General features: G+C 64.2%; 19 protein-coding genes and 1 pseudogene. 14 read left to right on the plus strand and 6 right to left on the minus strand.

Annotated features, from left to right (window positions below; genetic code table 11):
• The 3 genes from P3F85_RS01705 to P3F85_RS01715 all read right to left on the minus strand — a co-directional run bounded on the left by P3F85_RS01705 (position 1) and on the right by P3F85_RS01715 (position 4,661).
• Entirely contained in the window at positions 1-2,574 is a 2,574-nt protein-coding gene (locus P3F85_RS01705) for an AAA family ATPase (protein WP_374009540.1), read from the minus strand.
• Between the two features lie 637 nt (positions 2,575-3,211).
• A complete protein-coding gene (locus P3F85_RS01710) occupies positions 3,212-3,487 on the minus strand; it encodes a hypothetical protein (protein WP_374009541.1) in 276 nt (91 codons plus the stop codon).
• Between the two features lie 103 nt (positions 3,488-3,590).
• A complete protein-coding gene (locus P3F85_RS01715) occupies positions 3,591-4,661 on the minus strand; it encodes an IS110 family transposase (RefSeq protein WP_374009542.1) in 1,071 nt (356 codons plus the stop codon).
• An 832-nt stretch (positions 4,662-5,493) separates the two neighbouring features.
• Here P3F85_RS01715 and P3F85_RS01720 point away from each other — a divergent pair.
• Positions 5,494-5,814 (plus strand): transposase, encoded by a 321-nt coding sequence (locus P3F85_RS01720; protein ID WP_374008526.1) that lies wholly within the window; start codon positions 5,494-5,496, stop codon positions 5,812-5,814.
• 8 nt (positions 5,815-5,822) lie between these two features.
• Complete coding sequence (locus tag P3F85_RS01725; protein ID WP_374010977.1) at positions 5,823-6,689, plus strand: IS3 family transposase; 867 nt, start codon at positions 5,823-5,825, stop codon at positions 6,687-6,689.
• A 165-nt stretch (positions 6,690-6,854) separates the two neighbouring features.
• Here the strand turns inward: P3F85_RS01725 and P3F85_RS01730 are convergent, their stop codons facing one another.
• Together P3F85_RS01730 and P3F85_RS01735 are read right to left on the minus strand one after the other, a co-directional pair.
• Positions 6,855-7,472: an HAD-IA family hydrolase gene (locus P3F85_RS01730; RefSeq protein ID WP_374009543.1), complete on the minus strand. Its 618-nt coding sequence runs from the start codon at positions 7,470-7,472 to the stop codon at positions 6,855-6,857.
• 91 nt (positions 7,473-7,563) lie between these two features.
• The gene (locus P3F85_RS01735) at positions 7,564-8,514 is read right to left on the minus strand and encodes a sugar-binding transcriptional regulator (RefSeq protein WP_374009544.1); all 951 of its coding nucleotides are present in this window, start codon (positions 8,512-8,514) and stop codon (positions 7,564-7,566) included.
• Between the two features lie 167 nt (positions 8,515-8,681).
• Between P3F85_RS01735 and P3F85_RS01740 the strand changes: the two genes are divergently transcribed.
• The 11 genes and pseudogenes from P3F85_RS01740 (at position 8,682) to P3F85_RS01790 (ending at position 20,615) form a co-directional block, all read left to right on the plus strand.
• Entirely contained in the window at positions 8,682-10,247 is a 1,566-nt protein-coding gene (locus tag P3F85_RS01740; RefSeq protein ID WP_374009545.1) for a sugar ABC transporter ATP-binding protein, read from the plus strand.
• On the plus strand, positions 10,244-11,230 hold the full coding sequence (locus tag P3F85_RS01745) for an ABC transporter permease (RefSeq protein ID WP_374009546.1): 987 nt from the start codon (positions 10,244-10,246) through the stop codon (positions 11,228-11,230). The genes P3F85_RS01740 and P3F85_RS01745 overlap by 4 nt, the downstream gene beginning before the upstream one ends.
• 48 nt (positions 11,231-11,278) lie before the next feature.
• The gene (locus P3F85_RS01750; RefSeq protein ID WP_374009547.1) at positions 11,279-12,349 is read left to right on the plus strand and encodes a substrate-binding domain-containing protein; all 1,071 of its coding nucleotides are present in this window, start codon (positions 11,279-11,281) and stop codon (positions 12,347-12,349) included.
• Between the two features lie 75 nt (positions 12,350-12,424).
• Positions 12,425-13,096: an SIS domain-containing protein gene (locus tag P3F85_RS01755; protein ID WP_374009548.1), complete on the plus strand. Its 672-nt coding sequence runs from the start codon at positions 12,425-12,427 to the stop codon at positions 13,094-13,096.
• A complete protein-coding gene (gene xylB, locus P3F85_RS01760; protein WP_382323174.1) occupies positions 13,093-14,559 on the plus strand; it encodes a xylulokinase in 1,467 nt (488 codons plus the stop codon). Before P3F85_RS01755 ends, xylB begins: the two co-directional genes overlap by 4 nt.
• 32 nt (positions 14,560-14,591) lie before the next feature.
• A pseudogene (locus P3F85_RS01765) lies at positions 14,592-15,158 on the plus strand (hypothetical protein); the annotation flags it as partial.
• A 111-nt stretch (positions 15,159-15,269) separates the two neighbouring features.
• Entirely contained in the window at positions 15,270-16,304 is a 1,035-nt protein-coding gene (locus P3F85_RS01770; RefSeq protein WP_374010978.1) for an NAD(P)-dependent alcohol dehydrogenase, read from the plus strand.
• Positions 16,305-16,323: 19 nt separating this feature from the next.
• Positions 16,324-17,085 (plus strand): SDR family NAD(P)-dependent oxidoreductase, encoded by a 762-nt coding sequence (locus P3F85_RS01775; protein ID WP_374009550.1) that lies wholly within the window; start codon positions 16,324-16,326, stop codon positions 17,083-17,085.
• 21 nt (positions 17,086-17,106) lie between these two features.
• Positions 17,107-18,138, plus strand: a complete 1,032-nt coding sequence (locus P3F85_RS01780) for a zinc-binding dehydrogenase (RefSeq protein WP_374009551.1) — start codon at positions 17,107-17,109, stop codon at positions 18,136-18,138.
• Positions 18,139-18,275: 137 nt separating this feature from the next.
• Complete coding sequence (gndA, locus tag P3F85_RS01785) at positions 18,276-19,724, plus strand: NADP-dependent phosphogluconate dehydrogenase (protein ID WP_374009552.1); 1,449 nt, start codon at positions 18,276-18,278, stop codon at positions 19,722-19,724.
• A 171-nt stretch (positions 19,725-19,895) separates the two neighbouring features.
• Positions 19,896-20,615 carry a GolD/DthD family dehydrogenase gene (locus P3F85_RS01790; RefSeq protein ID WP_374009553.1) on the plus strand — a complete coding sequence of 240 codons (720 nt, stop codon included), beginning with the start codon at positions 19,896-19,898 and terminating at the stop codon, positions 20,613-20,615.
• 785 nt (positions 20,616-21,400) lie between these two features.
• Here the strand turns inward: P3F85_RS01790 and P3F85_RS01795 are convergent.
• Positions 21,401-22,165: an SDR family NAD(P)-dependent oxidoreductase gene (locus P3F85_RS01795; RefSeq protein ID WP_374009554.1), complete on the minus strand. Its 765-nt coding sequence runs from the start codon at positions 22,163-22,165 to the stop codon at positions 21,401-21,403.
• A 112-nt stretch (positions 22,166-22,277) separates the two neighbouring features.
• On the opposite strand from P3F85_RS01795, the gene P3F85_RS01800 reads away from it, so the two are divergent.
• A complete protein-coding gene (locus P3F85_RS01800) occupies positions 22,278-22,883 on the plus strand; it encodes a TetR/AcrR family transcriptional regulator (protein ID WP_374009555.1) in 606 nt (201 codons plus the stop codon).
• Positions 22,884-22,904 lie beyond the last annotated feature (21 nt).

Below are 22,904 nucleotides of genomic sequence, written 5' to 3' on the forward strand. Positions count from 1 at the left end.
TCAATTGAGGCCAACTGACGCGTTCTGAGGAGCCGGCGCTCCGGTGATCGGGCTGGAGGGCGATTGCGCAGCTCGCCGAACTTCGGTCCGCGCCGCTGCGCGCGACTTTTCCATCGTCTCTTCCACCGTTTGGCGTTGCATCGTCTCGACTAGCTGAGTCCGCGCGGAGTCTTCGGTCGGAGCCACAAGCACTGCGACGTTGCTCATCTTTCCGCGCGTGAGCCCGACGTAGAGGCCAGCGGCGTCGACTCCCGGTCCAACGATGGAGCGGTCTGTCGTCTCCCCTTGCACTCCATAGACGGTCGTCGCGTATGCGAGGTGGATGTGCGCTTCGGCGTAAGCCTGGCTGACCTTTCTCAGGTCGGTCGAGTCTGTGGTCGCGGCAAGGAGCACGTGGTCTTTGCCAATTGTCCTCACGATCCAGGTCTGACGATTCTCGACGTCCGTAGAACTATCGTTTCGCCGCGTCTGCACCACATCACCGGCGAAGATCGACTGTCCCGACTGCCCGCATAGCATGCGGTTGGTTGAAATCGATCCTGCCTCGATCCGCCGGGCCTGAATCGCCTCGCTGATCTCTCGTGCCTCTGCGTGCGTGGCGGTCACAAGAGAAATGGTCTGCCGACGTCGTGTGGCCTCGAACCAACCATTGACCATCGCGTCTCGCGCCGAGAGATCGCTATCCGTCATCACGACGTGGTCAGTTCGAATGAGCGCGTCGGCGACATCCTGTATCGCTTCCTGATCCTGAGGATCGCGAAGTCGCAGCGTGAGGTCTGCCCACTCGGGATCTTTGAAGCGATGCGTGACTCTGAGTTGCACACGATCGGCGGAGCGACGCCAGAACAGAGCCATCGCACCTGAATGGCCGACTGGCAAGGCTTGAAGTTCATCACCGACAAGGGCGACTCCTGCGCCGGTGCGGGCGACGACGTCAACCAGGGCTGATGCAGCCTCGAGGTCCAGCATTCCTGCCTCATCCACGACTATGCGATCGCCGGGGCGGATGCTGATACGCGAGCCGCGATAGGTGCCACCTGAGATTGGGTCCACCTCCCCGATCGAGAGGCGCGACCAAACAGTTGCACCGGATGCGTCGGTAGCCCAACGCCATCCGAACTCGTGAAGAAGTTGGTGGAGCGAGGACGAGGCGCTCATCGTCTCGCGTCCCGCAACGGACGCCGCCTTCTTCGTAGGGGCAACGACGATCATCTTGTGGCCGCGTCGCTGAAGCGCCGCTCCTGCGGCCTTCAGCATTGTGGTCTTTCCTGTACCAGCGGGGCCGGAGATGACCACGTTGCGCGAGGTGCCACCGAGAGCCGCAGCACCCAAGAGCTGTTCGTTGTCCAGGTTCCGATTTGGATCCAGTGCACGGCTGATCGCGACGACTTCGTTCTTGTCTAGCATCTTGCCGGGTGCGGATAGAGCGTCGACGTGGTGTGCGAGGGTCGCCTTGAGCGTGGCTGTAGAGGTCGCCATGAGGTGTTTGACGTGCTTGGGGGCGCCTGGGTCGGAGATCAGGGTCACCGTGTGCGAGTGCGCCACGACTTCTTCAGCAAGCTTGGCGAGCTCGTCGCGCTCGGCGACAACGCCTGCTGCGGCGATCGCGCGGAGCGCACCAGCCCGGACGTCCATGATGCTGAAGCGACCGCCGCCTCTGGTCGAGCGGGCGTCCGCATCGACGACGGACCTGGCTGCCAGCAACTCGAGGTCGAGATCCTGGACAGCGATCGTAGATAGCGGTACGGGCGAGCGTTGCCTGCCGAGGGTGGGGTCAGCGGCAAAGAGTTCTTCACGGACGAGCGCGGCCCATCCGTCTTCGTCCAGCTCGCCCGGTTTGTTCGGTCGGCCAGCGGCCCAGGCCCAGTGGTCGATCCGACTGAGCACATCGTGGGAGGGCTCCTGTCCGGGGTGCTCTGCCTTCCACCAAGCGGTGCGGGTGATCTTGTTGGCTTCGATCTGTGCGGATCGCTTCGATAATGGCCGCACCAGGTGCTGCAGTTGGGTGATCTCGCCGTCGTCGTCAAGGGTGAACCCTTTGGCGGCGAGTGCGTTGATCCATGCCGGGTCGGTGCGGGAGGCGAGGTCGCCTTCGGCGTTGATCACGTTCTGGAACCGCAGCGCCACCCTGGTGTCGATGTTGGACCACTTGCCGTCGAGGCCTTGGACTTTGACGTTCAGCCAGAGGTGGCGGTGCTTGTGCGGATCCAACGATCGGGAGCGCTCGTGCCGGAGCTCGACGACCTCGATCCGAGCCAGGTCTTCACGGATGGCGCCGCCTTTGCCGCGGCGGGCGTTGAGCTCAGACTGCCACAGCTTCACAATCCGGTCCCGGAGCCGGTCTTGGAGGTCTTCATACGCGGCGGCCAGGTCGGGGTCGAGCATGGCGGCGATCGAGAACGACTTCGGAGCGTTGATCGTCGCATCCAGAATCAGATCAGCAACGGGAGACTCGAGATCCCGTCCGCGACGCTCCCCGGTACGCGGGTCGAGCCCGTCGACCCAGTCCCTGAGCTGGTCGCGGGTGAGGAGGTCGTCGCGGATGGCACCGTTCTCGACGATGTACCGGGTCATCACCGCGTCCGCGTATCCGGCGGCAGCGATCACCCCGTCGGCGGTTCTGGCGGTGAGAGTGGCGTCACAGACACCGGAGAAGGCGTAGTTGACCGCCTGCTTGACCCCGTGGGAGGACTGTCCCCGCTTCCATCTGGCTACTCCACCTCGCACCTGCACTCACCTCCCGCTAACCTCGTCTTGGGCTTCCGAAACTGGACAGTGCTGTCCTTTCGAAAAAACTCCTTCTACTTAGAACTTCCGGTTCCAAGGCGGTTTTGGCGCGCAAACAGGCCGAATGTCCGAAACCCGCCAGAAATTCGTCAGAATCGGGGCGCTTCTCCGATTTGAGCCGTGCAGGGGACCGCAGGGCCATGGTCCGATTAGCCACCGACGCGATATCGAGCAGGCCGCGACTCAGCTTCTTCGATAGCAAGACGACAGAACTCGGCTCCGGGCACGCCGGCCGCTCGTCCGGGCACGCCGGCCGCTCGTCCGGCGAGCCGTCAGGAAGTACTAACGGCGACGTGCGCCGCGGTGGTGTCCCCGAAGCCAATGCCCTCATACCTACACGTTGTGTGTACAGTGCCGATTTGACGCGCAAACGCGAAATTCGCAGGAACCGTCTACATAACTGCCACATCCAACGGCCGGGTATTCAGACGTTTGCGGGACGCCATGCGCGCTCCTCCGAAGCGATCCGGTTGAGGTTGACGAAGGGCACGCACGCCGTCTCCGCGGTGAGTGCGGCGAGCCATCCGATCTGTGTTTGTGGGTCGGCGGCGACCGCCCACCCGTCCATCACGTACTGGCTTACGGTCTCGATGCACTCCCGCCTCTCCTCTGCGGTCGGGTTCGGTGACCCTTCCACGCCGATGAGTCCGCCCTGCAGCTCCGGTGCCATGTTGCTGGTGTCGATGATGAATGCCCGCATCCCACTCACTCCCTCGTAGGTCGATCGTTTTGAGCGCCTTTCCGGCGAATGATCGAGAGCGAGCGGATGGGGCGAAGTGCCGGGACCGACGCTTCTATATCTGTCAAGTCGTCAGTACCGGCTGGTGGAGGGCGTTGAGTGATCGATAGATGCTCCGGGCGAGGTAGCGTTTCAGCGCCCGTCGGATCTCGCGTCGGCTTCGTCCTTCTTGGAGCCGGTTCTCGACGTAAGCGCGGGTTTCGGGATCGTGAATCATGCGGACGAGCACGGCCGTGTGGAGCGCCTGATTCAGGCGCCGGTCGCCTCCGCGATTGAGTCGATGTCGTGTGGTGTTGCCGGAGGAGGCGGGGATGGGACTGACGCCGGCAAGAGCTGCGAAGGCGGCCTCGGAGCGCACTCTGCCGGGGTGGGACCAGGCGGTAAGGACGACGGCGGCGGTGACTGGCCCGACTCCGGTGATGTGAAGCACCGGGGCGGCGGGGCTGGTCTGGATGAGGCCGGTCATGCGTTTGAGGTTCGCTGCCAGCTGCTGGTTGAGTTCCTGGATGCGACGAGCGAGGCGGATGGCCTCTTCCCGGGCGATCCCGGCTTCCAAGGGTTCGTCGCGTTCCCGCCACCGGGTCACGGTGCTCATTTGTACTGCGTTGAGGGGTTTGCGGGCATCGATCCCGAGGTCATTCACGCGCAGCAGCGCGGTGAGCGCGTTGATGTTCATCGTGCGTTCGTGACTGAGCTGGTCACGCGCGGCGACGAGTGTCCGTAGCGCAGCGCGGGTGCCTTGGTCCTGTCGGGGTGTCCGCAGCTGAGTCTCGTCGAGGCTGAGGACGGTGGCCGCGATCGTGTGAGCATCCAGCGGGTCGGACTTGCCGATTCCGTGGCGGGCGCGGGCGTTCATCCGCGGCGCCTCGACCACCTGGTAGCCGGCATTCGTGACAGCGCGGGCAAGCCCCGCGCCGTAGCTGGCGACGCCCTCGATCACCCAGAGGGTCTCGGCGTCGCCGCCGGTTCCCCGGCCGGCCCAGGCGATCGCGCGGGCGATCCCAGCCGGGGTGGTCGGGAACTGTTGACAGCCCTGCTGCTGGCCGGTGCTGGTATCGATGATGACGTAGGTGTGGGTGCGGGCGTGGCAGTCCACCCCGATGACATACGGGCGGGAGTGCGCAACGATAGTCAACGCGGCCGCCTCCTTCCTCTCTAGGGATCATTCGGATGGCCGCGACGCGGCCGGCGCTGATCCGGGAGGAAATCACTTCGGGGCAACACTGTGAGGGGTCACAACCCTTCGCGGGGTTGGACAAGCTTCTAATCAAGCCACCGACGTGGGCCGGGCCAACGCCGGCCGCCCCACCTGGAACGGACGAGTCGGTCCAAAGGCACTCTGTCGAGGCCACGTGGAGTAAGAGTCACGAACCGGGCGAGACGACCAACGCCAACCCTGCCAGCCAGGTCCCTGACCAGCCGCTCTAAGACTCACAGTGGAGTACCGGGGGAGCGCAGCGGAGGAGGATACGCCGCGAAAGCCCGGCACGGAGCACCGGGAACGAGCTACGATCGGCCGACGGAAAGGCCCTCAAACCTCAGAAGGGCTGCGCCGTGCGCGGCGTCCTCGATTAGTGGCACGCGACATGAATGTGGCCCCCGCCATCGTCTCGGGTTACGACGCGGAGCCAGTTTGTGAGGCACCCAGCATCCGGACGCTGAACGGTAGCAAGTAGACACCCTTGTCCACGTTGATCGGAGCTGCGGAATGGGGATCGCTCCACTCCAGACGCCGCTCGAATCACGGCAACACACTCGACGCGAGACCCTGAGAACCCAGGGTCGACGGATGCGGTCCCACTTAAGTGCCTACGTGCATGGGCCTTTTGTATCGGTCTTATTCGCGATTCGTCTGCTTGAATCGTTGGCTTGGCTTTTTTCGTCTGGCTTTTCTCTTTGGGTCTTGGTGTTCCCCCGGTTCCTCGGTCACTTAGCATCGGCCTTATTGGTTCGGGAGGTTGGTCTTTATGGCTAGACGTTTCCCTCGGGAGTTCCGTGTTCGTGCGATCGAGTTAGTCCGGATCAGCGACCGACCGTTGTCGCAGGTCGCCCGCGAGCTCGGCGTCTCGAACAGTGCGCTCTCGAGATGGGTCGCGGAGGACGACTTCGCCAAAGAGCAGGCGGAGAAGGCCTCTGGCGTGGTCCCGATCCTCGACGCAGACGAACAGGCCGAGCTGGTCCGGCTCCGTCGTGAGGTGCGCCGGTTGGAGACGGAGAACGAGATCCTGAAACGCGCGGCGGCGTATTTCGCGAAGGAGAACGTGCTCCCAAAACATCTTTCCGACTGATCGAGAAGCTGACGGCTGAGGACCCGCACCGGTTCAAAGTCGCGACGGTCAGCCGGCTGTTAGGGGTCTCCCGCTCGGGCTACTACACCTGGGCGAAGCACCACGTCTCGGCGAGGAAAGCCCGGGATGAGGAGATAGCCGCGGTGATCGCCCGGCTCCGATCGGAGAAGGGCGCGTTCTTCCACACCTACGGGTCACCCAGGATGCACGCCGAGCTGCGGATGGGCCACGGCTACCGGATTGGGCGGAAACGGGTGGAGCGGATCATGCGCGAGCGCGGCTGGGCCGGCGCCGTCAAACGCAAGTTCCGGTTCCGCACCAACCCGGCCACCAGCGAGGACAAGGTCAACCGCAACTTCCATGTTCCCGGCCCGAACCGGCTCTGGCTGGGCGACATCACCGAGCACCACACGGCCGAGGGGAAGGTCTACTGCGCCGTCGTCCTGGACGCTTACAGCCGGCTGGCGATCGGCTGGTCGATCGGATCCCGGATGACCGCAGACCTCGTCGTCGACGCTCTCCAGATGGCCCGCTGGAGGAGGTTCGGGGTCCGTGGGGCGATCATGCACTCCGACCACGGTTCCCAATACACCTCCTGGGCCTTCACCTCCCGCGTCCACGAAGCCGGGCTGATCGCCTCCATGGGCAGCGTTGGCGACTGCTACGACAACGCGATGATGGAATCCTTCTGGTCCGGCATGCAGATCGAACTCCTCGACAGCCAGCCCTGGACCACCAGACGGCAACTGGGGACCGCGATGTTCTCCTGGATCGAAGCCTGGTACAACCCGCGCCGCCGGCACTCCTCGTTGGGCTACCACTCACCGGCGGACTACGAGAAGATCGTCCCGACGACAGTCACCCTGGCTGCCTGAAACGACACATCAAACTGTCCGAGGAACCGGGGGAAGATCATCTCTCCACCTCATTGGCCCTCTCACCTTTGATTCATTCGTCTCGTTTCGTCGAGCGCGAATCTGCGAGGATTTAGTTCGGGACTGATGCCTCGCGGCGTGGACAGCCCCGGAGTCTCGGCGAATTCAGTCGAAAGGTGCGAATTCGAAATGGGCGATCGCGTTGCTGCCGACGATGCGCATGTCCAGGTAGCTGCTGATTCGAGCTAAGCCGTCGGTAGACGGAGAGAGGTGCTCTCCGACGACGATGACATTCGCACCCGAGGCGCGAGCTGCGCGGAGGCCGGCTTCCGCATCTTCGAAAACTATGCAGTCTGCGATCGGAACGCCCAACCGTTCGGCGGCCAGTAGGTACGCGTCGGGGGCAGGCTTGCCCTTGGAGACGTCTTCAGCGGTGACAACGATCGGCGGTATCGGAACGCCGGCATTGTGCATCCGAGAGAGCGCTAGTTCCCTGGTCGCGCTTGTCACAAGTGCGATTGGTACGGCGTTGTCCAACAGCGCCGACACGAGGCCCGCCGCGCCGGCGATTTCCACCACGCTGTGCGCTTCGTTTAGCTCTTCCTGCATGAGCCGCCGGCTGATGCTGCTCTGTTCCTGAGCCGAGTGGCTGGGGAGGAATTTTGCAACAGTGTCGACGATCTGCCGCCCGTGACCATATTCGATCACGTCCGGGGCTGAAACCCCCAGCTCGGTGGCGAACCGAGTCCAGAGAGCCTCGACGGCAGCGATGGAATCGATCAAGGTTCCGTCCATATCGAATAGGACGGCTGCGGCCGACACAGAATACGATCCGCTCATCTGCGTTCAACTCCGTGTGGCAGGTGACGGTGAATCACTTCGGCCCGGCTGGTGCGCCGGCGTCGGCCAACAGTCGCTGCGCGGTTCCTTGGTCTGTTACGAGCGAGTTGACCAGACCGGTGAGCAACGCGGCATGGATTGCGATGGCCTTGCTTCGGCCTCCTGCTACAGCGATGACCTCTGGGATCCTGCGCAGCTGAGCCGGGGTGATCGCGAGAGACCGGTCGTCAATGGTGTCAATGATCTCGCCGGTGTTCGTGAAAAGAGTTGCGCCGACCTCACCGACGACCCCTTGGTCCAGAAGGGCGTCGGCGATGCCGGCCTCCCGCGCGGCGTCGTAGAGCTGTGAATCGGGAGGGGACCAACTTCCGACTGCGACCACGCCGATGTCGACGCGATTGAATTTGGCGTATGCTTGCGCGATCCCTCGATCGGAGCGGAGCGTGGTTGCCGCGTCTGCGTTGGTAACGAAGAGCGGGGCGAAGATCGGGAAGGTTGGGCCGCCGGTTACTTCGCCGACGCGCCGGATTACTTCCACCCCGTGCTCTTTGACCGGGCCGGCCACTCCGCCCAGGGCGACCACTTCGCAGTACGGAAGCGAGGAAAGGTGCAACGTGGTCGCATTGAGGGTCCGCCCGGCTGTGAAACCCAGCACCGCGCCCTCGACTGTGATCTCTTCGAGCAGTTGCGCGGCGACCGTGCCCAACGCGTCCTGGATGACCTCTGGTTCCTCGTTCGGCGTGCGTACGACAAGCGCGTGCTGCAAGCCGAATCGATTCTTCAACTGGATTGACAAGTCGAGGTCAACGGTTGCCGGGCTCTTGATGGTGAATGTCACGACACCCGTTTGGACGGCCTTCTCCAGCATGCGAGCGACCTTGAATCGCGACACACCCAGTTCTTCAGCGATGGTTACCTGGCTCGCCTTTTCGACGTAGAAGCGGCGCGCCGCGTGGCTGATTTGTACCAGTTCGTCGGGGCCCATTGCTCCCACTTTCCGTGTGTCTGAGGAAACCTTACGCGCTCTTCTCGCACCGCTCAAATGAGCGGCGATACCACTCGATCGTGAGGCATGTCTATTCTCTATTTCGACGCGGTGCAAGCCGCTGAAACATCGCGACGAAGCGCAGGTGCTCGTTGCAGGAAGTGAGAATGATGAGCGAGCAACCGGCCGCCCTGGAATGCCGCGGGATCGAGATGGCATTCGGTGGCATCCCCGTGCTCCGCGGGGTGTCCCTCAGCCTTCGGCCCGGCACGATCACCGCACTTGCCGGCGAAAACGGCGCCGGGAAGTCGACATTGATGAAGATCGCCTCCGGCCAGTACAAGGCCGATGCCGGTGAGGTGTTCGTTCGCGGAGCGAAGCTGCAACCGGGCAGCACATCCGTCGCCATGAAGCTCGGCGTCGCGATCGTACCCCAGGAGCTCGCGTCTCTCGAAGAGATGACCGTGTACGAGAACATCTTCATCGGCCGTGAACTCCGCGGACCCGGCGGACTGCGGCGGAAGGCGATGATCGCCGAGGCGCGAGCGAACCTTGAAGACTTCGGCGTCGCAATCGACCCGAACCGCAAGATGGGCACTCTCCCGCTCGGCCTCCGGCAGATCGTCGAGATCGTCAAGGCGACGAACACCGGCGCCCGAGCTATCCTCCTCGACGAGCCCTCCAGCGCCATCGCCGCACGCGAGGTCGAGCACCTCATCACCGTCATGCGGAAATTGCGAGACACTGGCGTCGCACTGCTCTTCACCACCCACAAAATGGAAGAGATTCGCAGCCTCGCCGACGACGTCGTTGTCCTGCGCGACGGCAATCTCGTCCTAGAAGCACCGATGACCGCGGTCACTGACGACGAGATCGTCACCGCCATGATCGGCCGCGAACTCGAGGACCTGTTTCCCGAACGACCCGACGACCTCGGCGAAGTCGCGCTGGAGGTCCGCGATCTTCACGTCGAAGGCGCGCCGGCACCGGTTGACCTGCAGGTGCGGCGCGGCGAGATCGTCGGACTGGCCGGCCTCGTGGGTGCCGGTCGCACCGAACTCCTTGAAGGCATTTTCGGCATCCGCCGAACGAACACAGGGACCATCACGGTGGCCGGCCGCAATATCAGGCGGAACGACCCTGCCGCGTCCATCGTCGCCAACGTCGCCATGGTGCCCGAGGACCGGAAGGGAGCAGGCGGTGTCCTCTCAATGGACATCCTGGACAACGGCAGCCTGCCACGGCTGTCCTCATTCACAATCGCCGGCTGGTTGCGACAGCGAGCGCGTCGTGCCGCGGTAAGCAACGCAACCAATTCCGTAAGCCTTCGCAGTCGGGGTTTGAAGCAAAGCATGGAGACTCTCTCGGGCGGCAACCAGCAAAAGGTCGTCTTCGCCCGTTGGCTGGTGGGTACCGTCGATGTGCTTCTCCTCGATGAACCGACGCGCGGAGTTGATGTCGGCGCCCGCAGTGAGATCTACCGCATCATCACTCAGCTGGCCGAGCAGGGCATGGCGGTCGTCATGGCATCAAGCGACATGCCCGAGATTCTCAGCCTCTCGCACCGCGCTCTGGTGCTGAAGGGCGGCCAAGTCGTTGGTGAACTCGATCGGCCAGCCCTCGACAAACCCGATGTGCAAGACACGATCTTCCGCCTTGCCAGCGGCCTCACCACCAATCAACCAACCACCGCAGCCCCCGCTGCCGCATTCGAAAAGGAGACAGCACGATGACCAGCGCAACAGCAGTCACCGAACGCCGTCGGCGCTTCGACGCCAAGGTCATCCGAAACATTGCCATCCGCTACGCGATGGTCATCGTCCTGCTGCTCGTGATCGCGTTCTTCATGTATCGAAGCGCACGCTTTGGCACGCTTGACAACCTCACAACGATCCTGGTCGCCGCCGCACCGTTCGCATTGATTGCGCTCGGTCAGACTCTTGTGATCCTGACCGGCGGCATCGACCTCTCAGTCGGCAGCGTGATCGCGCTCAGTTCCATGAGCTCAGCACTCGTCGCCAAGACCTTCCCCGGGCAGGTCTGGCTCCCCGTTCTCGTAGCAATCGTCGTCGGCCTGGCCGCGGGAAGCATCAACGGCCTGGTCGTCTCCGTCATCAAAGTCCCGCCGTTCATCGCCACACTGGGAATGCTTACGCTTGCCTCCGGACTCGCCTACGTCGTTGGGAACGGGGCGCCAATCAACGGCCTCCCGGCGAGCTTCGGAAACATCGCCAACACGCAGATCTTCGGGTTGACCATTCCGGTCATCCTGATGATCGTCGGAATCGTCGGCCTCGGCCTCATCATGCGACGCACCGCATTCGGAATGCGTGTCTATGCAGTCGGTGGGAACCCGCTCGCTGCACGGATCGCCGGCGTCAAGACCGGTCGGGTCTTGTTCAGCGTCTACGCCATCAGCGGCGCGCTCGCCGGACTCTCCGGGGTCATGCTCGCCTCTCGTGTCATCACCGGTTCGCCCACCCTCGGCCAGGGATACGAACTGGACTCCATCGCTGCCGTCGTCATCGGTGGCGCCAGCCTCCTCGGCGGACGCGGCACCGTCTGGGGAACCGCACTCGGTCTCCTTCTCATTCAGACCCTTAACAACGGTCTCGACATCTTGACCGTCCCCGCCTACTGGCAGGACGTCATTAAGGGCGTCCTCATCGTTACGGCAGTCGCCGTCGACGTATGGGCGGCCAAACGCAGGGTCTAACCGACCCCGCAAACCCCACCCCTGCACCATGACTCGGAGGAACAATCAATGAAGATCAAGCGCACACTCGGAAGGGTCGCCACCGCTGGCATCGCCATTGCGGCCCTCGTCGGGCTCGCCGGCTGCGGCGCCGGTGACCCATCGTCAAACAGCACCAACTCTGCTGGACAGAAGGCCATCACCGTGGGCATCTCCGTCTACGACATGTCTTCATTCATCACCGAGGGCAAGGAAGGGATCGACACCTACGCCAAGGAGAACAACATCAACGTTCTCTGGAACTCCGCCAACAATGACGTGAGCACCCAGGCAAGCCAGGTCGACCAGTACATCAACGCCAAGGTCGACGCCATTATCGTCGTTCCGGTCCAGGCGGACACTCTGCAGCCGCAGGTCAGCCAGGCGAAGGCGGCCAAGATTCCGCTCCTCGACGTCAACGCCACCCTGAACAACAAGGACGTTGCCGCTAGCGTCCAGCCGGACGATGTCGCCGCCGGCGCGCAAGAGGCGCAGATGATGGTCGACAAGATCGGCGAAAAGGGCAACGTCGTGATTCTCCAGGGCCCGCTCGGCGGTTCGGGTGAGATCAACCGTGGCAAGGGAATCGACCAGGTTCTCGCCAAGCACCCCGGGATCAAGGTGCTCGCCAAGGACACCGCGAACTGGAACCGCGACCAGGCCGTGAACAAGATGAAGAACTGGGTCTCCGCATTCGGCGACCAGATCAACGGCGTCATCTCTGAGAACGACGACATGGGCATCGGCGCGCTTCAGGCGCTGAAGGAAGCCGGCAAGTCGGTTCCGATCGTCGGTATCGATGGCATCCAGGACGGTCTGAACGCGGTCAAGAACGGGTCGTTCATCGGAACGTCACTGCAGAACGGCACGGTTGAGCTGTCCACCGGTCTCGCGGTCGCAGCCCAGGTCGCTCGAGGTGAAGTCAAGGACAAGCACCCGGTCTACATCATGCCCGCGATCACCAAGACGAATGTCGACGCAGCGATCGAGCACGTCGTCACGAAGAGGAAGGAATTCCTCTCCGGTCTCACGAAGCTGGTGAACGAGAACCTCAAGACGGGCAACATCTCGTACGAGGGCCTTCCCGGCCAGAAGAAGTAGCACCAACCGACGGGGGCCCCGGTTCCGAACCGGGGCCCCCGCTTCCCCACCGCCGCATCTCGCAGAGGAACACCAGTGAGCACACAATCGCCTGAAGGCGACTCCGACTACGCGTCCGATGGTCGCATCCTGGCAGCCGGCCGCAGAGCAGTCGAGCGAGAGGCGCAGGCCGTAGCCGGGCTCGCTTCCCAACTCGACGAGTCGTTCGTCACAATTGTCCGCACAGTGCTGGCAACGCCAGGCAAGATCATCACCACGGGCACCGGCACTTCCGGCATCATGGCCGAAAGACTCGCACATCTCCTCGCAGTGTCCGGCACGCCCGCCTTTTACCTCCCGTGCCTGGATGCCCTCCACGGCGGGCTCGGGTCTGTGACCGCCGGAGACTACGTCATCGCACTATCGAAGGGTGGCCGCTCGAGCGAGCTTGTCGAGCTCACCGAGAAGCTCGTCGAACGCGGCATACCAGTCGTCGCCCTTACCGAGAACGCCGACTCACCATTCGCGAAGGCGGCAACAACGATCGTTCGCGTACAGACCTCGCCCATTGATGCCGACCCGGGCGGCCTCATCGCAATGGGATCGACCCTCGTCTCCGGTGCATGGGGCGACGCGCTAGCATCGACCCTCATGCGCCTGCGCAACCACTCCTGGCAAGATGTCGTCGACATCCACCCTGGCGGAATCGTCGGCCTTCAGAAAATTCTCCCCGTCGAGCTGACGCTCGAACGCGAGGTCGGCGAATGAGTAGCCGCCGCGTCGTCGCGGGCGTCGACTCGTCGACACAATCCTGCAAGGTGGAGATCTACGACCTCGAAACAGGCGAGCGCCTCGGAGGCGGGTCCGCCCCGCACCCATCGGTCTTCCCTCCCACGAGCGAGCAGAACCCGAACGACTGGTGGGATGCATTCGTCATCGCGTTCCGCTATGCGATGCGCGACGCCAAGACCTCACCCGAGGACATCGTCGGCATCTCAGTCGCGGCACAATGCCACGGGCTCGTCGTGCTCGACGCAAATGACGACGTCATCCGTCCAGCGAAGCTGTGGAACGACACGACCTCCGCTCCGGATCTCGCGAACCTGCGCGACCAGATCGGCAACGCAAGGCTCGTCGACCGCATCGGGACGCTGCCCACGGCAGCATTCACCATCGGAAAACTCGCCTGGCTCGCCCGAGTTGAGCCCCAAAACTTCGAGCGCATCGCCCACGTCCTCCTTCCTCATGACTACCTGACCTTCCGTCTTACCGGGCGACGCGTGACCGACCGGTCCGAGGCGTCCGGTACTGGATACTTCGATGCCGCCACCAACGAATACCTGCCCGAATTCCTCGCCAAGATCGACCCCGAACGGGACTGGATTCCCCTGCTTCCTGCCGTTCTCGGTCCTGGTATCCCAGCGGGTGAAGTGACCATGGATGCGCAGGAGGCACTCGGTGTCTCTGCCGGTGTCACGGTCGGCGCCGGAGGTGGTGATCAGCACGCCGCGGCGCTCGGCCTCGGCATCGTGCCCGGCGACGTCGTCTACTCCTTCGGCACCAGCGGCGTCGTTTCCGCGCTTAGCGCGACACCGATACGCGACCACCAAGGCTTCGTCGATGGTGTCGCCGACATGACCGACGGCTTCATGCCGCTTGTCAGCACGTTGAACGCCGCAAAGACTACCGACACCTTCGCCAGAATTCTTGGGCTAACTCACGCTGAGCTCTCAGCGTTAGCGTTGAGGGCGGACCCGACGGACGCCCCATCCCTCGCGCCGTACCTCGACGGTGAGCGCACGCCTGACTTGCCCGACGCGGTCGGTATCCTCAGCTGCCTCACCACCGCCACTACTCGCGAGCAAGTAGCCTACGCAGCATACGAAGGCGTGATCCTCGGACTGGTCAGCGGACAGCGCCACCTTGAGAGGATGGGCGTGCCGACCAACGGCACCATTCTCGCCGTCGGCGGTGGAGCGAAGTCCGCCGCCTACGTGCAGTTACTTGCGGACGCGACCGGCCGGCCCGTGGCCGTCGCCGACGTGAATGAAGCGACCGCCCGCGGCGCGGCCGTGCAAGCGGCAGCTGTCGCCTCCGGGCGTCCGGTAGCTGAAGTACGCAGACAGTGGAAACCGACGAGGCGGATCGTTGCTGAGCCGCGGGCGTTCAGCAATGACCGCTGGGAGGCATTCCGGGCAGTGACGTCCATCCGCAGTTTGGATCGATCGTGAGCTCTGCGGGTACGGCTGAAAAGCCGGTAGTCGTGGCCGATTGGCACGCCGATGTCGACGCCGAGATCGCCGGCAGCCTTTACGCGGTCGATGCACCAAGCCGAAGAAGCGTTGCTGCGGCCTTAGCGAGGGCCGGATGCGCTGTTCACGTCGACCTGATCATCGACGCCGATGGAAGACACCTCGGGGTTGAACCACGCGAACTCGCCGACCTGCTCGAAGACCTCCCCCACGCGCACATCGACGTTCACCTGATCTTCACGGAGGACGGCGACGGCGCCACAGGTAACGCCGCTCGGGTGGAGTCTGACAACGTGTTGAACTCGCTCGTGGGATCGAGCGTTAGCCACGTGACTGTAGACCGGGAAACGTTCGACGTCGCCCGGCGCATGGTCGAGCAACTCCGGAGCTCTGGCGTTCGAGTGTGGTTGGAGCTTCCCCCCGACGACCCGGGAAGGAACATTCCAGCTGCGGCCGACGGGCTGATGGTCATGTTCATCCGTTCTGGCACGACCGCAGGGGCAGACCCGAGCTGCCTGGGCAAGATCCCCGCCCTGGCCGAGAAGTGGACAGTCGGGGTTGACGGCGGCATAACGGGCGCGCTCGCACGCGCCGCCGCCGACGCGGGCGCGAGCCACATCGTCTCCGGCCGAGCACTCCTAAGCCCTTCGCACACAGACACCGATACCACGCACCAGAAAGGTAAGACCATGACCGATACGCTCCCAGACACCATGAGGACAAGCGTCCTCGCCGGACAGCGCGATCTCACCATTGAAGACCGCCCCATACCCACCCCAGCTCCAGGTGACGTTCTGGTCCGCGTCTCCGCAGTGGGCGTATGCGGGTCTGACGTTCACTACTTCCGCCATGGCAGGATCGGAGACTTCGTCGTTGAAGGTCCGCTCGTGCTCGGCCACGAACTCTCCGGTGTGATCGCATCCGTCGGAGAGGGCGTGGACCCATCGCGGGTGGGTCAGCGAGTAGCCATTGAACCGCAGAAGCCCTGCCACCGATGCGCCCAGTGCATGGCCGGCCGATACAACCTGTGCCCGAACATGGAGTTCTACGCCACCCCGCCGATCGACGGCGCATTCACCGGATACGTCACCATCGAAGCGGAGTTCGCGCACCCCGTCCCGGACAGCATGTCAGACGAGGCAGCGGCCCTTCTCGAGCCGCTTTCCGTCGCCATCACAACGATGCGGAAAGCGCACATCGTTCCCGGCTCCCGGGTGCTGATCGCCGGCGCTGGCCCTATCGGTATCATCTGCGCCCAGACGGCCAAGGCCTTCGGCGCCGCCGAGGTCATCGTCAGCGACCTTGTCCCCGAGCGCCGGGAACGCGCGCTCGGTTACGGCGCAACCCAGGTCATCGACCCGGCTGCCGTAGACATCGCAAACGCCGGACTGGAAGTCGACGCATTCATCGACGCAAGCGGCGCCCCGCGCGCAGTTTTCTCCGGCATCCAAGCGGTCCGGCCCGCGGGCTACGCCGTACTCGTCGGCCTCGGAAACCCCGAGATGAACCTGCCCATCGAACACATCCAGAACAAGGAAGTGTGGGTAACCGGAATCTTCCGCTACACCGACACCTGGCCAGCCGGTATCCACCTCGTCACAAGCGGACAGGTCGACCTCGACTCGCTGGTCACCGGGCGATTCGATCTCAACCACGTCGAGGAAGCGCTGGAAAGCGACCTCGACCCTGCCGGCCTCAAAGCCATCGTCTACCCCAACAAGTAAATACGGAAAGGTTTCTCAAGTGAGCTCACCATTCAGCCTCGAAGGAAAGACCGCGCTCGTTACCGGCGGCAACCAGGGCCTCGGTAAGGCCTTCGCCTTCGGGCTCGCCGAAGCAGGCGCCACCGTCGCAATCGCCGGCCGCAGCGCGGAACGCAACGCTGCTGTCGCCGAGGAAGCCCGAGCGGCCGGCTACGACTTCTTGCCCGTCACGGCCGACATCACGGACGACTCCCAGATCGACGAAATGACGGCGAAGGCCATTGAAGGCCTCGGCCAGCTCGACGTCCTCGTCAACAACGCCGGCACCTGCTACCACAACCCCGCATTCGATGTCACAGACGACGAGTGGGCGCAGGTTTGGGACCTCAACGTTCGAGCACTGTGGAAGGCCAGTATCGCTGCCGGCAAGCACATGCGCGACATCGGCGGCGGTTCCATTGTCAACATCGGCAGCATGTCGGGCCTCATCGTCAACCGCCCCCAGTGGCAGCCGGCGTACAACGCGTCCAAGGCCGCCGTGCACCACCTCACAAAGTCTCTGGCTGTGGAGTGGGCACCGCACAACATTCGGGTCAATGCAGTCGCACCCGGGTACGTGAAGACCGAAATGGCGCCGGTCGACCGCGAGGACTTCAAGCGCTACTGGATCGACGACGCGCCGCAGCAGCGCTTCGCCATGCCGGAAGAGATCGCGCCAAGCGTGGTCTTCCTCGCCAGCGCGGCCGCGTCGTTCGTGACCGGTTCCGTACTGGTCGTCGACGGCGGATACACCGCCGTCTGAGCTGAGGAAAGGAGACCAATCATGACAACCGTGCGGCGTATCGTCGTGAACTCGATCGACGACATTCAGGTAGAAACCGTCGACACACCAAGGGCAGGCCCGAACGAGGTGCTGGTCCGCAGCACGGTCGTCGGGATCTGTGGATCCGACATGCATGCCGCCCACGGCCGGCACCCCTTCATGGCGTTGCCCTTCTGGCCCGGCCATGAGGTCGTCGGGGTAGTCCAGAGCACCGGCGAGGGTGTTGACGCTGATCTCGCGGGTCGGCGCGTTGTGGTGGAACCGAACCTCGCCTGTGGTCACTGCGATCAGTGTCTTGCGGGCCGCTACAACATCTGTGCAACCCTGGACGTCTTCGGCTGCCAGACTCCCGGTGGCATGACCGACGCATTCACGATCGCTGCAGACCGTGTCATCCCGCTGCCGGACGATCTTGACGATGACTGGGCGGCGCTCATCGAGCCGCTCTCCACTCCCGTGCACGCCGTTCGCCGGGCAGGCGACCTGAACGGCAAACGCGTCGTCGTCATTGGGGCCGGGCCCATCGGGCTTTTCACGGCCATTGCTGCGCTCGACGCCGGCGCCGCCAAGGTCGTTGTCGCCGACCTGCTCGAAAGCAAGCGTGCGCGAGCGGAACGTCTCGGCGCCCACGGTTCATTCGACTCGTCAGCTCCAGACGCGGCTGAACAGGCAGTTGCAGCGCTCGGGGGCAAGGCCCACGTCGTGTTCGACTGCGTATCCCGTGAATCGACTGTCGCGCTCGCAATCGCTGCGCTGGACAAGGGCGGCTCACTCATGACCGTCGGTGTTCCAGCCGGTCGCACCCTGATCGACCTCGACCTGGTTCAAGATCGCGAACTGACGATCATGGGAAACCTCATGTACGTGCGCGATGACGTGGTTCACGCCATCGAACTGCTGCGCCGTCACCCGTTCCCGTTCGAAGAGGTGGTGACCGCGACGTTCGATCTCGATCACGCGGACGAAGCGTTCCACCGCTCCGACGATCCCGAGCAGGTCAAGATTCTCGTGCGAGTCGCACAGCTCGGCTAACCCGAGACCGAGTGTCCGGGGTAAATGGACGCAAACCAGGCTCACCCCGGACGCTTACTGTTCGGCGAAAGAACTACAGACCTATCACCTTCACGCACCGCAGTTCGTTGCGGGCGCAAACCATCGGAGCACCAGGAATGTCACGAGCATCGGCCAACATCGGAGTCATCGGTCTGGCGGTGATGGGTTCGAATCTGGCCCGCAACCTCGCGTCGCGCGAGGGCAACACGGTCGCCGTGTACAACCGCACCTACGCCCGCACGGACGAACTGATCACGGAGCATCCCGAGGCCGGGTTCGTCGCAGCCGAATCGATCGACGATTTCGTGGCGTCGCTGGCGAAGCCCCGCACCGGGATCATCATGGTGCAGGCCGGCGCCGGTACGGATGCGGTCATCGAGCAGTTGGTGGAGCGCTTCGAGCCGGGCGACATCATCGTCGACGGCGGTAACGCGAACTTCCACGACACGATCGAGCGCGAGAAGCGCATCGCCCCGACCGGGATCCACTTCGTCGGCACCGGCATCTCCGGCGGTGAGGAGGGCGCGCTGAAGGGGCCGTCGATCATGCCCGGCGGGTCCGAGGAGTCGTACCAGACGCTCGGTCCCATCCTGGCGTCGATCGCGGCGGTCGCCGAGGGCGAGCCGTGCGTGACGCACATCGGCACCGATGGAGCCGGTCACTTCGTGAAGATGATCCACAACGGCATCGAGTACGCCGACATGCAGCTCATCGCCGAGGCGTACGACCTGCTGCGCACGGTCGGGGGCCTGGAACCGGCGCAGATCGCCGACGTCTTCGCCGAGTGGAACGAGGGCTACCTGGAGTCGTACCTGATCGAGATCACCGCCGAGGTGCTGCGCCAGGTCGATGCCGAGACCGGCAAGCCGTTCGTGGACATCGTGCTCGATCAGGCCGGGTCGAAGGGCACCGGCGTCTGGACCGTGCAGAACGCGCTCGACCTGGGCGTCCCGGTCGGCGGCATCGCCGAGGCCGTCTTCGCCCGTGCCGTGTCCTCCAAGCCAGCGCAGCGCCAGGCCGTGCAGGCGGTCGTGACGTCCCGCCCCGAGGTGCAGCCCGTGGATGCATCGTTCGCCGACGACGTGTCGAAGGCCCTCTACGCCTCCAAGGTCGTCGCCTACGCGCAAGGGTTCGACGCGATCATCGCCGGCGCCGAGAAGTACGGCTGGAACATCAACAAAGACAAGGTCGCGAAGATCTGGCGCGGCGGCTGCATCATCCGCGCCCAGTTCCTCAACCGGATCGCCGACGCCTACGACGAGAACCCGGACATCGCGACCCTGCTCGAAGCACCCTACTTCGCCGACGCCGTCGCCGAGGGCGAGGCCGCCTGGCGTCGTGTCGTCGCGACGGCCGCTCTCTCCGGTGTGCCGGTGCCCGGTTTCGGCGCCGCCCTCAGCTACTACGACTCGCTCGCCTCCACCCGCCTCCCCGCTGCCCTCGTGCAGGGTCAGCGCGACTTCTTCGGCGCCCACACCTACAAGCGGGTCGACAAAGAGGGCGCCTTCCACACCCTGTGGTCCGGCGACCGCACCGGGATCGAGACCGAGGGCTCCAGCCACTAGTCTCAGCGTCGGCGCCGGGCACGTCTCGAGACGGGTGGAAATTCTCGAGCGCCATGGTGAAGTCGTTGTGAGAACTGCACGTCGAGCTTCCCCGGGAACGACGCCTCGCCAGGAATCAAACCGAACCCCCAAGGATGTGGAGGTCAACTCGTGAATCAATTTGGAAACCGTGTGGCAGTCGTCACCGGAGCCGCTAGTGGAATCGGCCAAGCCATCGCAGAGGAATTCGCCAGGCGCGGCGCGCGCGTAGTCGGCGTAGACCTGTCCGAGCGCGTCGCGGATGCGTGTGCCGCCCTTCCCGGGGAGGGGCACCGCTCCTTCACCGGCGACCTTTCCGATCCCGCCATAGCTGATCAGCTCGCAGCCACGATCGACGCGGAGGTGGGCGCCGTAGACATCCTCGTCAACTGTGCGGGAATCGCCATCGTGAAGCCGGCACTCGAGACCACACCTGTCGAATGGCAGCGCGTCCTCAATGTCAATCTCAGCGCAGCCTTCTACCTCTCACGCGCCATTGGTCGCGCTATGGTCAGCCGCGGGTACGGACGAGTCGTGACGATCGCATCGCAAGCAGCTTCCGTCGCTCTGGAGGGTCATGTTTCGTACGCGGCATCGAAGGCCGGTGTAGTCGGCCTGACGCGGGTGCTTGCGCTGGAGTGGGCTACCAGCGGAGTGACTGTCAATACGGTGTCACCAACAATCGTCGAGACACCTATGGCTGTCGCCGAATGGTCTGGCGAGAAGGGCGACCGAGCCCGCGCTTCTATTCCCGTTGGGCGGTTCGCGCGACCCGACGAAGTGGCGCAGCTTGTTGCGTTCCTAACGAGCGACGAGGCCGCCATGATTACCGGTCAAGACGTGAAGATCGATGGGGGCTATACCGCCGTGTGACCGTTGGAGGCGCGCACAAGCCGTCCGCGGCTTGCCCCGACCCAATGCCCCGGCGTCCCACGCAAGCGACACAATCCTCGAACGGCTCGAGACGGGGACGGGGGACGCGTCCCAGCCGACCTCCCGCGAGAAAGAACGCGCACGGCGTCCGAGATCGGTGGAGTTCCGACACGGCGATTACCCTGATGGGCAGTCTGATGATGCGCAGCAACATTCTCGTGCGCCGGTGTTGTGAAAAAAGACGGTGAAATCGCGGCTGGTATCGGCCGCCCTCTCGGCTGCGCACCCCGCCCTGTCCCAGGGGCCGGCATCGTCTTGTCGCCCCGCATTGATCCCACCCATTGGGGCGAATGCAGCGCAGTTAAAATCAGGCATGTGCAATCGCAAACCGCGGAAAATCAAGCGAAAAACCTCTGAACGATCTCAAATGATCTATCGGAGCATAATCGGGGTGTCTGACGTATCCGGCGGCTTCGGTTCCGAAGCCTTTGAGCCTACGAGGACAGTGTCGCCCAATCTCGCGTGTCGTAATGCGGTATTTTAAACATCAGCATCCAACCGCTTGACTACATTTTGACTACAAACGTGCGAGATCGTATTGGGTTGTATGAGATGACAGAAGGCCAACATCGTTGATTCTACGCGGAAGTCGAACCAGAACCGCACGGTGTCAAGGCCCCGAACTAGAGTTCAAATCCCACCGGTACCGCCACAGAAAACGCCCCGCGATCCCCTTGAAGTAAAGGGATCCCGGGGCGTTTCGTATGTGGGCGGACAGTGCTCGACTAGAACTGGTTCTGACCGCCGTCGGCGTACAGCTCCGCGCCGGTGACGAACGAACTCGCGTCGCTCGTGAGGAAGTGCACCGCCTCCGCGATCTCCTCCGGGCGCCCGAGCCGTCCCAGCGGGACACCGGAGGCGAGCGACTGCAGCAGGCCGGCGGACGACGACTGGTCCGGTGCGAGGCCCGCGAGGCCGGGCGTCTCGATGGGTCCGGGGATGATCGTGTTGACCCGGATCCCGCGCGGCGCGAGCTCGGCCGCCCAGGTGCGACCGAGCGAACGCACGGCCGCCTTCGAGGCGGCGTACATACCGAAGGACGCGCTGCCCTTGGTCGCCGAGGTGGAGCCGAGGAGGACGATGCGGGCACCGTCGTTGAGCAGCGGGAGAGCCTTGCCGACGGTGAAGACCGTGCCGCCCACGTTGCGGTCGAACGTGTCTCGGTAGTGCTCCCAGGTGGTCTCCTCGAGGGAACCGAACTCGCCGCCGCCGGCATTGGCCACCAGTACGTCGAGGCCGTTCCCGGCCTGGGCGATGGCCGCGAACAGCTCGTCCAGGTCGTCCGGACGGCTGACGTCGCCGCGCACCGCGGTGACCTCGCTCGCGCCGGCGTCGCGCACCCGGGCGGCGGCGACCTCCAGGCGCTCCGGGTTGCGTCCGGTGATGAACACCCGGGCGCCGTCGGCCGCGATGCGCTCGGCGATCGCGAGCCCGATGCCGCTGGTGGCGCCCGTGATCAGGGCGGTGATGGGGGTGGTGGATGGGGACATGCTCACTCCTCGTGGATTGTGTACTGGGCGGTACAAGCAGTGCGATGTGTCGGGTATTCCCGGGCCTCACGATTTTTTACCGACAGGTATACAATCAGGTCAGGAGGAGCAGATGCGAGAACGCGGGCGCCCGCGGGCATTCGACGTCGACGTCGCGCTGGACCGGGCCATCGAGGTGTTCTGGCGCTACGGCTACGACGGGGCGACGATGGCGATGCTGACCGAAGCGATGGGGATCAACAAGCCCAGCCTCTACGCGGCATTCGGCAACAAGGAGCAGCTGTTCAAGGCCGCCGTCCGCCGATACGCCACGGTCGACATGCTCTACGCCCGCCGCGCCCTCGAGCAGCCGACCGCTCAGGCGGTGGTGTCCACGTTGCTGAACGACAACATCCGCGCCGTCACCGACCCGTCGCGCCCGCCGGGGTGCCTCTCCATCCAGGGAGCCATCGCCACCGGACCGGAGAGCGCCGAGCTGACCCGGTTCGTCGCCGCCAGCCGCCTGTCCGGCGAGGCGGCTCTCGCCTCCCGGTTCGAGAGGGCGGTGGCGGAAGGCGACCTCCCCGCCGATGCCGACCCGGCCGCACTCGCCCGTTACGTGATGATCGTGACCGAGGGCCAGGCGGTGCATGCCAGCGGTGGAGTCTCCCGCGCGGACCTTGAGGCGTCCGCCCGATACGCTCTCGACGCGTTCTCCGCCCTCGTCGGCCAGTCCTGAGCCGTTCCCGTCCAGCGGGCA

It is taken from the genome of Leifsonia sp. T36S-04, from assembly GCF_042465655.1.
Lineage (GTDB): Bacteria > Actinomycetota > Actinomycetes > Actinomycetales > Microbacteriaceae > Leifsonia.